General features: G+C 62.1%; 12 protein-coding genes and 1 pseudogene. 6 read left to right on the top strand and 7 right to left on the bottom strand.

What is annotated here, in order from left to right:
* The first annotated feature begins 135 nt into the window (after nt 1–135).
* Together GR303_RS04735 and GR303_RS04730 are read left to right on the top strand one after the other, a co-directional pair.
* Nucleotides 136–642 (top strand): Panacea domain-containing protein, encoded by a 507-nt coding sequence (locus tag GR303_RS04735; RefSeq protein ID WP_161721152.1) that lies wholly within the window; start codon nt 136–138, stop codon nt 640–642.
* Complete coding sequence (locus GR303_RS04730; RefSeq protein WP_161721153.1) at nt 635–1363, top strand: hypothetical protein; 729 nt, start codon at nt 635–637, stop codon at nt 1361–1363. Before GR303_RS04735 ends, GR303_RS04730 begins: the two co-directional genes overlap by 8 nt.
* Before the next feature lie 22 nt (nt 1364–1385).
* Here the strand turns inward: GR303_RS04730 and GR303_RS04725 are convergent, their stop codons facing one another.
* Nucleotides 1386–2981, bottom strand: a complete 1596-nt coding sequence (locus GR303_RS04725; protein ID WP_161721154.1) for an anti-phage dCTP deaminase — start codon at nt 2979–2981, stop codon at nt 1386–1388.
* A gap of 80 nt (nt 2982–3061) precedes the next feature.
* On the opposite strand from GR303_RS04725, the gene GR303_RS24470 reads away from it, so the two are divergent.
* The 4 genes and pseudogenes from GR303_RS24470 to GR303_RS04715 all read left to right on the top strand — a co-directional run bounded on the left by GR303_RS24470 (nt 3062) and on the right by GR303_RS04715 (nt 6673).
* On the top strand, nt 3062–3268 hold the full coding sequence (locus GR303_RS24470; protein WP_161721155.1) for a hypothetical protein: 207 nt from the start codon (nt 3062–3064) through the stop codon (nt 3266–3268).
* 235 nt (nt 3269–3503) lie between these two features.
* Nucleotides 3504–3635, top strand: a pseudogene (locus tag GR303_RS25380) (AAA family ATPase); the annotation flags it as partial.
* A 492-nt stretch (nt 3636–4127) separates the two neighbouring features.
* Nucleotides 4128–5177, top strand: coding sequence for an AAA family ATPase (locus tag GR303_RS24585; protein WP_246205239.1), 1050 nt, complete (start codon nt 4128–4130; stop codon nt 5175–5177).
* Nucleotides 5174–6673 (top strand): UvrD-helicase domain-containing protein, encoded by a 1500-nt coding sequence (locus GR303_RS04715; protein ID WP_161721157.1) that lies wholly within the window; start codon nt 5174–5176, stop codon nt 6671–6673. Before GR303_RS24585 ends, GR303_RS04715 begins: the two co-directional genes overlap by 4 nt.
* Nucleotides 6674–7253: 580 nt before the next feature.
* Here the strand turns inward: GR303_RS04715 and gyrB are convergent.
* From gyrB to dnaA, 6 genes are all read right to left on the bottom strand, one after another.
* Nucleotides 7254–9680: a DNA topoisomerase (ATP-hydrolyzing) subunit B gene (gene gyrB, locus GR303_RS04710; RefSeq protein WP_161721158.1), complete on the bottom strand. Its 2427-nt coding sequence runs from the start codon at nt 9678–9680 to the stop codon at nt 7254–7256.
* 198 nt (nt 9681–9878) lie between these two features.
* Entirely contained in the window at nt 9879–10493 is a 615-nt protein-coding gene (locus tag GR303_RS04705; RefSeq protein ID WP_161721159.1) for a LysE family translocator, read from the bottom strand.
* 155 nt (nt 10494–10648) lie between these two features.
* On the bottom strand, nt 10649–11449 hold the full coding sequence (locus GR303_RS04700) for a CPBP family intramembrane glutamic endopeptidase (RefSeq protein WP_161721160.1): 801 nt from the start codon (nt 11447–11449) through the stop codon (nt 10649–10651).
* Between the two features lies 1 nt (nt 11450).
* The gene (recF, locus tag GR303_RS04695) at nt 11451–12599 is read right to left on the bottom strand and encodes a DNA replication/repair protein RecF (protein ID WP_161721161.1); all 1149 of its coding nucleotides are present in this window, start codon (nt 12597–12599) and stop codon (nt 11451–11453) included.
* A gap of 167 nt (nt 12600–12766) precedes the next feature.
* Nucleotides 12767–13885: a DNA polymerase III subunit beta gene (dnaN, locus tag GR303_RS04690; RefSeq protein WP_161721162.1), complete on the bottom strand. Its 1119-nt coding sequence runs from the start codon at nt 13883–13885 to the stop codon at nt 12767–12769.
* Between the two features lie 139 nt (nt 13886–14024).
* Nucleotides 14025–15476: a chromosomal replication initiator protein DnaA gene (dnaA, locus tag GR303_RS04685; RefSeq protein ID WP_201751918.1), complete on the bottom strand. Its 1452-nt coding sequence runs from the start codon at nt 15474–15476 to the stop codon at nt 14025–14027.
* Nucleotides 15477–15733: the final 257 nt, after the last annotated feature.

The raw sequence follows: 15733 nt of genomic DNA, 5'->3' as shown, positions 1-15733 counted from the left end.
CGTCTTGAAGGGGGCAGCTACTTATTGGGCGCACCCCGTTTGTTAAGGATCTTTGGACGCCAAACGCGCTTACCGGTTGCTCTGACCATGGATGGGGCTATCTTCGAATCAAATTACTGAGTTCTAGGAGTTGTTATGGCGTACGACGTGCGCGCAATTGCGAACGTTGTGCTTGACCGAGCAGAGCACCTCGGCATCAGCGTCACCAACTTGTCTATCAACAAGATTCTATATTTTGCGCACGGGCACTTCTTAGCGCATTTCAATAAACCTTTGCTTCGAGAGAAAGCAGAAGCCTGGGAGTTCGGGCCGGTTTATCGCGAGATTTATCGGCAATTTAGTTCTTTCGAGAAGAAATCAATCAATGCGAGAGCCAAGAAACTAGATGTTTCTTCTGGGAAGATGGTCGAATTTTCGATTGCATTGCCGCCGAACGAGCTAAAATTTATTGCTCCAGTTATCGATTTTTACATTCGGATACCGGCCTGGAAATTGGTCGAGCTCTCCCATGAGCCTGATGGCCCATGGGATAGGATCTGGAACCACTTGTCGCCGTCAAATCCTGGCATGATCATACCAGACGACTTAGTTGCTGAGTACTTCCGGCAACATGAGTCGCCTGGAGGAAGTAGTAGTGCGTGAACTAAAGATCCCAAGCCTGCAGCATTTTGTAACCTTTTGTGGCGGAACTGTTGACGAGATCTACAACCGAATACGAAAGAGTGAGAATGACTCAATCCTTGTGAGCTATGAGACCCTTCGGACAAAATGGCTGCTCGATCTCCTACAATTAGGGCTTCCGTTTGAGCAAGTTTACAGGGCCGCCGACAGCATCTTGAAGGGTGAGCTCAATCGAAGCTCCAACCTCTCGGCCCTGACAGCGCTGCGCGGTTACATTGAGCTGAACCGAGGATATAAGTGCGTTTCTTTCGAAAGAACCTACTTCCCCATCGGGCGCGGTTTGCAAGTACCAGTTAATCCACCTTTCCTTTTGCTGAGTGAAGAGAGGCAAAAGGTTCTCTGGATAAGCTTCTGGTCCCAGCCGAAGTTAAGGGGATTCACGGCATCCCTTTTTGCGACGATCTTGGAGAAGGCCGTATTCACTTTGCCAGATCTGACGGAGTTCGAATTGGACTTGGTTGATCTTTCACGGCCAGGGAAAAATGAATCCCGGTCTCTGCATATCCGCGGACGCGATAAGTTCGACCTCCTATCAGACGATGTGCTCAAGGCAGAGATGGATAAGTTTGTCGAAGCCTTGATGCGCAGAGTGGCCGAGCGAGAGGCAGCGAGGCCCGCTCCTGCCCGCCGCGAAGATCGTGGCACCGAGGGACTGCCGCTCTTCCTTGATCGTGGGATCTAAGAGGAAGAGCGTACACAAGCCCTTAGCTGCTTTCTAGGTTGGAGGGATTGTCGGCCTCGTCAGCCGGTGCCGACGATTGGAACAGGTTCTTCAGCGCGGACACCATCGCGCCTTCTTCATTTTCAACATACGATCCGCTGCGATCTTCAAGGCGCGGAGTTGGTACTTTCTCGTACCAGCTGATGGCTTTGCCTTCAGCATCTTTTCTCTTCTTCTTTTCAAAGATATCCCGGTAGCGTCGAGGTGATATCCCCATAAATGGTTGGAAAAGAACTCTGCTTCGATCAGCAGGATCGAAAGTGATTGAGTCAGGGTGCAGTTTCTGGGCGTAGCTCTTTGGGTATGGTTCCAGAAAGACGACGCGATCCATACCTGCGGCTACGATATGCTTTGCACACAAGTGACACGGGAAGGTCGTGCAGTAGAGGCTTGCGCCTGCCGTCGCTCGTCCCAGCCGTGCGGCGTCTGAGATCGCAGACATTTCAGCGTGGATGATCCTCCCGAACTCAATGATGTCGAGAAGCTGAGCATCTCTGATCTTCTTGCTTGCGAGAAGCGAATCCACTCTCTTCTGTCCATCCTCCATCGATCCGAGCTTGTCGGAAAGGAGTCCTTCATCGAACATGCGGTCCAGCAAGTCATAGATAATCTCGTTCTTGCGTTCCTGGTTCGGATCTCTGCCCCATTCAATGTCCCGGACAGGAGGCTGGTCATCATCAGACCAATATGTACCGCCGTCTGCTTTTGGAACCTCATTGCACCCGAGGGAAATCACCTCGCCACGCTTGCTGAAGATGGCGGCGCCCACTTGACGTGAAAGATCGACGGAGCGCAGTGCGGCAGCCGTAGCGATGTAAAGCCCATACTCGTCCTTCGTTGGTGATACCGAAGTATCCCCAAAGAATGCTCTTATGAACCGGTCGATTGTCTCCTCGGCCTTGTCGCGATTTATGCCATCCACGAAAACGTCACCAAGATGGAAGACCTCGGAAAGGCGCTGACCATTGTCATCGTCCTTCTGGTTGTGATCCATATCAATCAGTTCAATGGCTTCGGTCTCGCATTGGGCGTCGCTCTTTGGAGATGAATTGTACGAGCGAATTTTCTCTATGAGGATCCGCCTTCTATCTGCCGGGCTTCCGAATACGGATACCTGAATGAACTTGCGGCCGTAGACTTGGCGCATGAGTTCGACTTCTTCCGTTCTCTTAAACTGCCTAACGATGTATGCATGACCAAATGCGGGCTGCTCGACATCTTGAGTTAAATCCGTACGCCTCTCCCGGATTTTGGCGATTCCGATAGCTGCCATCGCGTTGGCTGAATTAGCAAGCTTACGAAACTCATTCCCGTACTCGATGAGGGATTTGTAGCGTTTGAAATAACTCGACTCGTCAATTTCGATCTCAATACGCGGATCCTTGATGAACTTGGTTAGATGTATTGTGTTAGTATTATAATTAACACTTTGGAGTGATTTAGATAATGCAGCAACGACGCCATCGATATCGACGCCAATAGGGCCAACAATACCAAATATTATTTCAGGATTTCCGATTGTTTTTGTACTCTGTGCGCCTTTGTTTTGACTCGGCGTTATTAACAACTCTTTATCCATAGTATGGAACCATCGCTTGGGGCTTGAGATTTGTTCGGTGTAAGTTCCGACGGAATCACTGCCGATGGAGAGACGATGCAATGTTAAGCTATGATCAGGCAAGTGCGCGTCGAGAGGATAAGGACTCCAGCTGGCTTTATTCCCAGTTCCATCAGGCGTGCGCATCGCTGCTGAAGAAGCCCTCAAGCCGCCGTGGTCCTTTCGTGATCGACGAAGAGGAACTGATAGCAATGCATTCTGATGCCCGGGAAGAAAAAGCGGTGTCGGATCCTGACGGCCAAGGATAGCGATTAATCAATTCAAAGTAGTCATGGCGACAGAGCCCCCAGGTAATACAGCCCGGGGGCTTTTTGTTGGGAGCAACAACTCCCTACTCGCTCGCCATGAGGGTAGGCCGGTCAGCAACCGTTCATCGATGAAAGTGACCCGAAGTGTTCTCCCGATTGGCCCTATCTGTGGATGATGTGGACATAGAAGAGTTTCCCATCGTCGCTTGTGACTGCCACCTGCATAGTGCGGCTCATGCACATTCGACGACTCACCATCAGGAACTACCGCGGTCTAAGCGATTTCACATGGGACCCGAAACCCGGGGTCAACTGTCTGATCGGACCTGGCGATAGCGGGAAGAGCACGGTACTTGCCGCTATCTCGCTTCTCTTGGCACCGTACCCAGCGGGGCCGTGCAGCGAATTTGACTACTACGGGCGTCGGGTCGGCAACGGATTTGAGATAACTGCGGTCATCAATGTGCCAGATCCGAGGCTTCTCGCGACAGACCGCTTCCCTCCACTGCTTCAGGGATGGCGAAATGGGGAGGTGACCCCACTCCCGGATGAGGACGGCGCTGAACCGGTGATCGTGGTGCGGGTGCGTGGCACACCTGACATGGAGGCCCTTCACGAGATCGTCCCGCCCACAGAGGCGGTGGAGTGCCCACCTTTCTCGGTTGCCTTACGTCGACGGTTTGCCTTGGCACGCCTTTCTGGGGAAGACCGAGCTCCACGTGATCTGCGGGTCGGGCCAGGCAGTCTCCTCGATAAATATCTCGGACGGACTGATTTCCGCCCAGCGCTGCACCAGGCGGTGGCTGTCGCGTCCCGCAGCCTCGAACTACCCACAAGCGTACAGGAGGGCGTGGCGAGCATGGCCGCGCTCTTCGAGCGGGCTAATCTTCCGACAGACCTGCACCTTGGCATCGTGCCGCCGGCGGGGGGCACAACGCTGCCGGGAATGGTGACTCTCCTGCACGGAGCCGATCCTGCCGAGGCCATTCCAATTGCATTGTCTGGAACCGGCACCCGTCACCTCGCCTTGCTGGAGCTGTCTTCCGCACTCGCACTCGAACAGCCAGTGATAGTCGTCGACGAGCCTGAACGCGGGCTTGAGCCGTACCGGCAGCGTCTTGCGGCCGAACGCATCGTCGAGCTTTCAGGTGAACGCGGCCACGCCTTCCTCACCACGCACGCTCCAGCTGTGCTGTCACGGATGCCAGCAGGATCCGTCTGGCGCATGGGTCCAAGCACAGAAATCGTGGCCCTGGACAGCCCTGACCTGCACAAGGTTCTCGCAACTGATCCTGAGGCGCTTCTTTGCCCCCTGCCTGTGTTCTGTGAAGGCCCAACAGAGATTGGACTGCTGTCAGTCGTGCTGCCCCCATTGCTGGGCGGCTCCCTTGATCGTCTTGGTATTCATCTCATCGACGGGCGGGGACAGCCGCAGGTATTTGGGAGGGTGGAGGCGTTCGCTGCGGCCGGCCTTCGATGCGCCGCCTTCCTCGACAACGAGGCAGCGTTTCCTGAAAAGCGCGCACGCCTCAGCGCAGGCTGTCACCTATTCGTCTGGGAAGACGCCTGCAACATCGAGGAGGCCGTCGCTCAGTGGTTGCCCGAGGAGCGGCTCGTCGATGTCCCGGCCTGGGCGGCCGAGGCAAGGGATGGTCGTGAGCGTTCATATGTGGACCAAGTCCGGGGCCGGTTTTCCCAACCAGCGGGCAGAACCATTGGCGAATTGATCGATGAGTTCGGTGCCAGAGCCGTGCGGCAGGCTCTGGCAGCCTGCATGAGCAACAACACTTGGTTCAAAACGGTTGATGCTGGCCGTCTTCTCGGTCAGCGCCTTCTGGATGTAGGCTTGCCAGAAGCCATCAGGAGGCAGGTTGAACCCTTTGCCGCGGCGCTTCGGGGCACAACATGACCCTGATCCGATGCCGGGAAATCCTGCGCTCATCGGCGCCGGTGGTGCTCACGGAGGCGCCGGCCGGTTGCGGAAAGACGCATGAGGCAGCCGCCCTCGCTGCAGACCTCGCACCGACGCTGGATCCGGGGCGCGAGGTGCTGGTCTTGGCCCATACGAATGCTGCTGTGCAGGCATTCTCGGCAAGGACGCGAGGTGTGCGCGGGTCCGTGCGGGTCACCACCATCGACGCGTTTTGCCTTGACCTCCTAAGTCCCTACGCGAGTGTGCTCGGGTTGCCATCCGACTTGCGCCGTCAGGTCGGGCCGGGCCGCGACCGTGTGCCCTTTGACACTCTGGCTTGTAAGGCGGTGGAACTCCTGTCGCGCAGCCCTTCGCTCGCGCGCATGGTGGCGGCCCGGTACCCAGTCATCATCGTAGACGAGCACCAGGACGCCCGCCGCGACCAACATCGGGTGGCACGCATTCTCGCGGAGGCCGGCTCCGGGCGGCTGCGGATATTTGGGGACCCTCTCCAGGCTATCTACGACGACGGAGACGCAATTTCGTGGCGCCAGTTGGAGTGCGAAGCTGATGTCCGCGTCGCGCTTGATACTCCGCAGCGCTGGTCCCAGGCGCCTGAACTGGGCGAGTGGATCCTCAGGGCTCGCAACGCGCTCAAGGCCGGCACGGCGCTGCCCATGTCTCGGCGGCCCGAGGGCGTGCGCCTCACTTATGTACCCGGAATGCCCGATGCGGGCTTCGGGAAGGGGAATCCTCGCTTCCTGGCACAGCCGCTGCAGGATTTTCTCAACCGTCATCGACACGGCACGGTTTCGGTTCTCGCCGCCAGCAGGCTCCTGTCCGTTGGGCTTTACGGCTGCGGACGCGGCCGCCTTACGTTCAATGAGGGTGCGGATTTCGAGGGCGCTTACTCTGCGCTGGAGCGTGCCATCGCAGCGGTCGGCCGTCCAAGGGATCTATGTTTGATCATTCTTGACCTGCTCGGTGAGGTCGCAACAGGGCTAACAGCGGCTTATCGTGAGACCATTGGTCGTGCGCTAACTGTCCAAGGTGTCCAAGCTGGGCGTAGCCGTGCCCTCGCGCCGTTTCTGGCGACCTTCGCGCCGATTTACTCCTGCCCAGATCTTGCGAGTTTCTGCGCCGCCATCGAAGGCATCGCGCGTTGCCCCCCAGACTGGCTGCGCCTACGTCAGCCTGAGTGCCTGCGCATCCTTGGACGCATCCGTCCTTCGGGCCCGGACGATGCCCTGGAGGCCCTCGATGCCGCCATCGGTGCCCGCAAGCTGTCGCTCCCACAGCCTGCTCGAAGCATCGGCACCATCCACAAGGCCAAGGGCTTGGAGTACGACCACGTGTTGGTGGGAAACTTCAGTGCTGGGCACTTTGCTGACGAACGTGGCCGTCGTCTAGCCTACGTGGCGCTGAGCCGTGCGAAGGCCAGTGTGGAACTCATGGTGCCAGCACTCGCGCCAAGCCCGCTGCTTCCCCGCTGACGCCATTGCGTAGGCATAGGCGGTGAGCCTCCACCGCGATCCTGTCAAGAAGACCGTGCTGCCGGTTGCTCGAACTCCCTTGGGAGGGCACTGGAACGCAAAAGGACTGCGCTGGAAAGGTGCAGGCCTCGCAGGGTTGCATTGTAACGACACGATCAGCAGGTCTCTATGGTTTCAGCAGCAGCTCACCTTGTCGATTTCTGGGAAGGCTTGTCACAGGGTTTGGAAAGGGGCTCTATTGATCGTGGAGGGGAGACGATGTGAACTCGCAACAAGCCAGTCACGGCCAGCCAAAGGTAGAGCGTGTGCAATGGGCTGGAGCTGTCCAAAGTCCCCTCCAGAGAACAGAACGGCGCACCCAGGGCGCGCCGTTTCAGTTCAAATTCCGTTCCAGCCGCTTTCCCTCGTGGCGTTGCCAGTGCGAATAGCAATGCCGTTAACCTCAGGCTCCTGTGCGGCTTTGCGGATCTAAGTCCTTGTGCCACAATAATAAAGGAGGGCAGCCCATTTGATGGAAAGTTTCGCAATATTTGCCGGTCGATTTCTCATTTATTGCGTGACTGTCCACAGATAGTGCGGCTTACACGTCCAGGTTCGCCACCGAGAGCGCGTTCTCCTGGATGAACTCGCGCCGCGGCTCCACCACGTCGCCCATGAGCTTCACGAACAGGTCGTCGGCGTCGGTGGTGTCCTTCACCTTCACCTGCAGGAGCGAGCGCACGTCGCGGTCGAGGGTGGTCTCCCAGAGCTGCTGGGCCGTCATCTCGCCGAGACCCTTGTAGCGCTGGAGCTGAAGGCCCTTGCGGCCGGCGGCGAGCACCGCCTGGAACAGGGAGAGCGGACCGTCGATCTGCGTCTCGTCGTTCTTGCGCAGGAGTTTCGCAGGCCTGGCGTAGACGTCCTGCAGGGTGGCCGCGCGCTCGTCGAGCTTCTTGGACTCCTGACTGGCGATCAGCGCCTGGTCGAGGATTGCGGTCTGCGTCACGCCGCGCACGGTGCGCGAGAAGACGTAGCCGCCCTCGCGGACCTCGCCGGTCCAGCCGCGCTCGAGCTCCTCCGAGATCGCATCGAGGCGCTGGGCGATATAGGCGGCTTTCGCGGGACCTTGCTGCGGATCCTCGGCCACGTCCGGACGCAGAGCCCCGGCGATGGCCGCCTGCTCCACGATCTTGCGGTCGTAGCGGGTGTGCAGGCTGTTGAGCACCTGCCGCACGAGACGCGACTCGTCGATCAGGCCTCTCAGCTGGTCGCCCTGGAAGGACACGCCGGTTTCGAGCTGCAGCGAGGCGCCCTCGATGCCTTCCCCGATGAGGTAGTCTTCGAGCGCGCGCTCGTCCTTCAGGTAGATCGAGGACTTGCCGCGGGTCGCCTTGTAGAGCGGCGGCTGCGCGATGTAGAGGTGCCCGCGCTCGATCAGCTCCGGCATCTGCCGGAAGAAGAAGGTGAGCAGGAGCGTGCGGATGTGCGAGCCGTCCACGTCCGCATCCGTCATGATGATGATGCGGTGGTAGCGCAGCTTCTCGATGTTGAACTCCTCGCGGCCGATGCCCGTGCCGAGCGCGGTGATCAGCGTGCCGATCTCCTGGCTCGAGAGCATCTTGTCGAAGCGCGCGCGCTCCACGTTGAGGATTTTTCCGCGCAAGGGAAGCACGGCCTGGAAGGCGCGGTCGCGGCCCTGCTTGGCGGAGCCGCCGGCCGAGTCGCCCTCGACGAGCAGCAGCTCGCATTTCGAGGGGTCGCGCTCCTGGCAGTCCGCGAGCTTGCCGGGCAGGGAGGCCACGTCGAGCGCTCCCTTGCGTCGGGTGAGCTCGCGCGCCTTGCGGGCGGCCTCGCGGGCGGCGGCGGCTTCCACCACCTTGCCGACGAGGGTGCGTGCCTCCTGCGGATGCTCCTCGAGCCAGTTGTTGAGAGCCTCGTTGACCACGTTCTCGACGGCCGGCCGCACCTCGGACGAGACGAGCTTGTCCTTCGTCTGCGACGAGAATTTCGGGTCCGGCACCTTCACGGACACGACGGCGGTCAGGCCTTCCCGGCAATCGTCGCCGGTGAGCGAGACCTTTTCCTTCTTGGTCAGGCCCGAGGACTCGGCGTAGCCGTTCACCTGGCGCGTCAAGGCCGCGCGGAAGCCCGCAAGATGGGTGCCGCCGTCCCGCTGCGGGATGTTGTTGGTGAAGCAGAGCACGTTCTCGTGGTAGGAATCGTTCCACCACAGCGCCACCTCCACGCCGATGCCGTCCTTCTCGGAGCGGATCATGATCGGCTGCTGGATCAGCGGGTTCTTGGTGCGGTCGAGATAGCGCACGAAGGCCTCGACGCCGCCCTCGTACATCAGCTCCTCGCGCTTGTGCTCCGCATGGCGCTTGTCGGTGAGGATGATGCGCACGCCGGAGTTCAGGAAGGCGAGCTCGCGCAGACGGTGCTCGAGGGTGGAATAGTCGAACTCCACCATGGTGAAGGTTTCAGGGGAGGGCGTGAAGGTCACCTCCGTGCCGCGCTTGCCCGGCGCGTCGCCCACGACGGCGAGCGGGGCCACCGCCTCGCCGTGGCGGAACTCCATGAAGTGTTCCTTGCCGTTGCGGAAAATGCGCAGCTTGAGCGACGTGGAGAGCGCATTCACCACGGACACGCCCACGCCGTGCAGTCCGCCCGAGACCTTGTAGGAGTTCTGGTCGAACTTTCCGCCCGCATGCAGCTGGGTCATGATGACCTCGGCCGCCGAGACACCCTCGCCCGGGTGGATGTCGGTGGGGATGCCGCGGCCGTTGTCGGTCACGGTCACCGAGCCGTCCGCATTGAGCGTGACGGTGACTTCCGTTGCGTGACCGGCGAGCGCCTCGTCGATGGCGTTGTCCACCACCTCGTAGACCATGTGGTGCAGGCCCGAGCCGTCATCGGTATCGCCGATATACATGCCCGGCCGCTTGCGCACCGCATCAAGGCCCTTGAGCACCTTGATCGATTCCGCGCCATAGGCGTCGGCATTCACGTTGATAGCAGGTTCGGCCATTTGGGATCCTTCATGGCGCGGCGAAAGGAAAAGGGCGCGCCAGGCTTTTGATTCGTCAGATCAGTTATTTAGGGATGAATGGTTGAAATTTCACCCCCGCGCGCATATGCGCGCGTGAAAAGGGGCGGGAAAATCCACCAAAAACCGCCGAATCGAGGCCCTTCAGGGGTGGTTTGTTGCCTCAGGCCGGAAGAGCCCTCAGCGGGCCGCAACGGCAGCGGCTGCGCCCGCCATGACCGTGCCCGTGGCCCGGTTGAGGATGCGGACCGCCCGCGGGCTGGTGAAAAGCCGGCGGGCGCGGGCGGCGAGGACGATGTAGCCGGCGAAGACCACGCCCAGAACCGTCAAGGCCGCCAGGGCAAGCTCGGCAAAGCCGAGCACCGTGATCCGGGTGAGGTCGAGGAAGGTGGGCAGGAGCGCCAGGTAGAACACCATGACCTTCGGATTCCCCATGGTCACGGCGAGCCCGGCGAGGAAGAGCTTGGCCGGGTGCTCCGCCGCCCGATTCGCCTCCACCTCCTGGGATGCCGCGGGTGCCGTCCAGAGCTTGTAGGCAATGTACAGGAGATAGGCGGCGCCGAGATATTTGATGACCAGGAAAATCCCGTGGAAGGTCTGCGCCAGGGCGGCAAGGCCCAGGACTGCGAAGGACAGCCACACCACGTCGCCCAGGGCCACGCCCATGCTGAACGCCACGGCGCCCCTGGGACCGCGCCCCAGCACCCGCGCCACGATGGCGGCAATCCCCGGCCCCGGCGAGGCCGCGGCGATGAAGAGGGCGGAGGAGAAGAGCAGAAGGCCTGCGGGATCCATGGCTAGAAATCGGGTACGATGAGAAGCGGCGTCGCGGGCCAGACTACAATCTGTGGACCCCGTAGACCATCAAGGAATTGTGATGGGTTCGATTATTCCGGCTGGGGCCTGCAAGATATCGGCCGGCCTTCAATGTTGCGGGGAGTTCTCCGCCGTCACTTAGCGAGACTTTGCCCAATACGGACGAGACCCGGCGTCATTATCCAGAAGGTGACGTGCGTAAGCGCATGGGCCAGCATGGCGTGCTCCAGGCTGTGCCGCCAGTAAAGCCAGCCATAGGCGAGCCCCGCCAGCATGTTGAGGACGACAATATGCAGGACGAGCGCCGTCGAGGGCTGTGTCGCGGCAAAAAGCCGGGGCAGATGTCCAAGGCCGAACAGGAGCGCCGAGACGATGATCGCCGTCCCGATCAGGATGCCGGGACGGCTGGCGAAGGTGCCGGGAAGAACAAGGCTCGCTAACCAGATGAGGAGTGTCATGAGGCCGAAGCGCATCATCACTTCCTCCGTGATGCCTCCGTAAAGGATGGCGCTCGCCCGGGCGGCCCAATTCGGCATAGGGCTCGTCCCCGCAAGCTTTGCGATGGACCCGGGCTCCATGACCTCCTTGAAAAGGAGATCCAAAGCGATGATGGCCGTCCCGGTGGCAAGCGCCAGGCCGATAGCCGCCGGAACTCCCGAGCCGAAGCTTCCAGGCAAGGACACCCCCCGCGACCATGCGAGGAGGTAGGAGCGCAGGCCGACCCGGTCTGCGAGAAGGACGCCGGCGGCGACCGTCAGCAGGACGAGCATCGTCGGCTGAATCAGAACAAGGGCAACCAGTCCCACATCCGACTGGGAAGGCGGTTTGGGAAGCGATCGCAGCTTGTCGAGGGTAGGACCGAGGGTAGGGATGAGGGAAGCCACGCCGATGAGGCCTATGGCTCCGAAAACTGCGAAGGGAGCGAGGAACCACATCTCAGACCTCGACCCGACCTGGGAATACGCGCACGATGTCGGCCCGTCCCTCAAGCTCGGCAAACAGGCTCGGATCGGCTCCCGTCATCCAGACCTGACCGCCCAGCGATTCCAGCGCCGTGAAGAGGCCGGCCCGGCGGCGGGGGTCCAGATGGGCCGCCACCTCGTCGAGAAGCACGAAAGGGGCGATGCCGCTCATGCTGGCCACCAGCCGGGCATGGGCGAGCACCAGGCCGATGAGCAGCGCCTTCTGCTCGCCGGTGGAGGCGGTGCTGGCCGGGATATCCTTCGGTCCATGGCGCACCAGCAGGTCCGAGGCCTGGGGGCCCACGAGGGTGCGGCCCGCCGCCCGGTCGCGGGGGCGGTGCTCCCGCAGGATCGCGCGGTAGCGGTCCTCGGCATCGACGGCAGGCAGAGTGGCAACCAGCGTGTCGATCTCGCCTTCCAGGCCCATCGTGGCGAAGGGAAAGGGCGAGTTGTCCTCGCGGGTCTCGAGGATGAGGCTTGCCAGCCGCTCCACCGTCTCGCGGCGGGCGGCCGCGACCGCGATCGCCAGTTCCGCCACCTCGCGCTCCAGCGCGTCGAGCCAGAGGCGGTCGTCGGGGTTTTCTTCCAGCACCCGGTTGCGCGAGCGCAGGGCCCGCTCGAGCGCATTCACCCGGGCGCCATGCTCCGCATCCACCGCCAGCACGAGCCGGTCGAGGAACCGCCTTCGGTCGCCGGCGGGGCCGCGGAAGAGGGCGTCGAGATCCGGCGTGAGCCAGACGATGCGCAGGTACTCGGCGAAAGCCGTGGGCGAGGGGGCCGACATGCCGTCGATGCGGCAGACCCGCGAGGACCGGGAGCCGTCGTTCGGGCTCTCGATTCCCGTGCCGAGGCGATGCTCGCCGTAAGGTGCATCGAGCGCGACGGATACGGCAAACGAGCCAGGCCCTTCGTGGCGCGCCATCTCGGCGAGCTCCGCGCGCCTCAGGCCCCGTCCCGGCATGAAGAGGGAGATCGCCTCCAGCACATTGGTCTTGCCCGCGCCGTTCTCGCCGACGAGCGCCACGAGCGGGCGCGAGACGGAGAGGTCCAGGCTCGCATAGGTGCGGAAATCCTGAAGGATCAGGCGGACGATTCGGGACGCGGCAACGGGGGCGGAGGACATGCGCCCCCTTCTTTCAGGAGCGGGGGCGAAAGATCAAGCTTTGACGGCAACAGAAGCGTCATCCCGGGGCCGCGCAGCGGAACCCGGGATCGGTCGACAGGAATGGCGCCTTATTCTGAAGACGATCCCGGATCGTCGCTACGCTCCGTCCGGGATGACCACGTGGGCTACACCCGCATCGGCATCAGGACGTAGAGCGCGGCGGCGCCTTCGCGGTCCTGGATGATGGTGGGGGAGCCGGGATCGGCGAGCTTGAACAGGGCGGTGTCGCCGTCGAGCTGACCTGCGATGTCGAGGAGGTAGCGGGCGTTGAAGCCGATATCGATCGGCGCCGCATCGTAGTCGACCTCGAGCTCCTCCGTCGCGCTGCCCGAATCCGGGTTGTTGACGGTCAGCGTCAGGCGCCCGTCGGCGAGCGCCAGCTTCACCGCACGGCCGCGCTCGGACGAGATGGTGGAGACGCGGTCCACGGCCTTGGAGAAGTCGCCGCGCTCGACCACGAGCACCTTGTCGTTCCCGGCCGGGATGACCCGCTGGTAATCGGGGAAGGTGCCGTCGATGAGCTTGGAGGTCAGCACCACGCCATCGAAGGTCAGCCGCACCTTGGCGGAGGAGAGTTCGATGGTGATGTTCTCCGAGCCGTCCTCCACGAGCTTGACGATCTCGGCCACGGCCTTGCGCGGCACGATCACGCCGGGCATGCCCTCGGAACCGGCCGGCGCCGGGATCTCGACGCGGGCCAGGCGGTGGCCGTCGGTGGCGACGGCGCGCATGACCACGGAGCCGCCGGCATCCAGGGTGTGGAGGTAGATGCCGTTGAGATAGTAGCGCGTTTCCTCCGTCGAGATCGCGAACTGGGTCTTTTCGATCAGGCGCTTGAGGTCCGAGGCGGGGAGCGTGAAGCGGTGCGGCAGGTCGCCGGCGGCGAGATCCGGAAAATCGCTCTCCGGCAGCGCCTGCAGCATGAAGCGCGAACGGCCGGAGCGGATCTGCATCTGGCCCATGTCGGGGCTCATCTCGAGGGAGACCTGCGAGCCGTCCGGCAGTTTGCGCACGATGTCGTAGATCATGTAGGCCGGCACGGTGGTGGAGCCGGCCTCCGTGATGTCGGCCGGGATCGTCTCCGTCACCTCGATGTCGAGATCGGTGGCCTTGAGGCGCAGCGACCCCTCCTCCGCCCGCAGCAGGACGTTGGACAGGATCGGGATGGTGTTGCGGCGCTCGACGACGCGGTGCACGTGCCCCAGCGCCTTCAGCAGAGCGGCGCGCTCAACGGTAACTCTCATAACCTTATGCACCCGGTTTCGGTGAAATTCTTGGCTCATATCCGCCTCGAGGGGGCCTCGGGCGGGGCAAGCAGGGCAGCAAGATTGGCTTTTGTCTCAGGAGAAAGCAAGGCCGGGGGCTGTCCCGGCCCTGAAGCGCCTACTCCTGCAGCATCCTTTTCAGGAGCTCGACCTCGTCGGAGAGCGCATTGTCCTCGCCCAAGGCCTTCTCGATTTTGCGCACCGCATGGAGCACGGTGGTGTGGTCGCGCCCGCCGAAGCGGCGGCCGATCTCCGGCAGGGAGCGCAGGGTGAGCACCTTCGACAGGTACATGGCGATCTGGCGCGGGCGCACCACGGCGGCGGTGCGGCGCTCCGAGAGGATGTCGGAGCGGGAGACGTTGTAGCGGGAGGCCACCAGCTTCTGGATGTCCTCGATCTTGACCCGCTTCGGCTCCCGGTTGCGCACGAGATCGCGGATCGCGGTCTCGGCGGTCTCGAGGGTGATGGCCGATCCGGTGAGCGTGGCATGCGCCAGCAGGCGGTTCACCGCACCCTCCAGGTCGCGCCCGTTGGCCGTGATGGCGCGGGCCACGTAGGCGATCACGTTCGGCCCCACCTCGAAGCTGGGATGAATGGTCCTGAGCGCCTCGATGCGGGTGGTGAGGATCGAGGTGCGCAGCGCCTCGTCCAGGGCGCTGACCTCGACCACGAGCCCGCCGGCGAGGCGCGAGCGCACCCGCTCGTCGAGGTTTTCGAGATCCGCCGGCGGACGATCCGCGGCGATCACGATCTGGCGTCCCGCATCGATGAGCGCGTTCAGGGTATGGCCGAATTCCTGCTGGATCTGCTTGCCCTGGATGAACTGCACGTCGTCGATGATGAGCAGGTCGATGCCGCGCAGGCGCTCCTTGAAGGCAAGCGACGTCTGGGCCTTCAGGGAAGCGACGAAGCCGTACATGAAACGGTCGGCGGTGAGATAGATCACCCGGCGTCCCTGCGCGCGCACCGCATGGCCGATCGCATGAAGAAGGTGCGTCTTGCCGAGGCCGACGCCCGCGTGAAGGTAGAGCGGGTTGTAGATCACCTGTCCGTTCTGCGCATGGGCGACCCGGTCGGCGGCCGCGTGGGCCAGCGCGTTGGAGCGTCCGACGATGAAGCTTTCGAAGGTGAGGCGCGGGTCGAGCGGCGCTCCGCCGAGATCGCCGGACTCGCCGCGCTCCTCTTGCGGACCGGGCGAGGAAGGGAGCTTGATCTCGCCGGGGCTGGTCGGCATGGCCATGGAGGGAGCGGGAGAAGGACGCGGCGCCTCGCTCGCCCGGCGCTGAGCGGCCGGGTCGCGGCCGAGGGTGCTGCGCACGCCGATGGAGATGCGCTCCACGTTGCCGGCCTCGGAGCGGTAGACCGCCAGCACGCGGTCCGCATAGTGGGACTCGATCCAGCTCTTCAGGAAGCGGGTGGGCACCGTGAGATAGGCGCAGCCCTCGATCACCGAATCCAGCTCCAGGCGGCCGAACCAGCTGGCGAAGATATCCTCGCCCAGCTCGGCCCGCAGTCGGCGCTTCACCCGCGCCCATACCTCCGCTGCCGTTTGCTCGCCCGGAACCTCCATGCCGTTCTCGCTGGACGCGGCATAGGTTCGGTGATCGTCGCTGCGATACATCAACATCCCTCCACGAGGTTCCGATGCCTGACACGGCCGAAACCCCCACGCATGACCCGTTTTGAACACCCGGACACAGCTGCCTCACAAGATGTTCAGAACGTGGAGCCCCCAAATTGTACTAAAGATTATACGTCTGTTTTTAAGTGGAGACGGTCGTCGGATGCCGCCCCCTTTTGGATCACTCAAGGTCTGTCAAGTGTACC

Origin of the sequence: Microvirga arsenatis (assembly GCF_009910705.1) — a bacterium.
Classification (GTDB): domain Bacteria; phylum Pseudomonadota; class Alphaproteobacteria; order Rhizobiales; family Beijerinckiaceae; genus Microvirga; species Microvirga arsenatis.
This window is presented reverse-complemented; position numbering and strand designations above follow the sequence as displayed.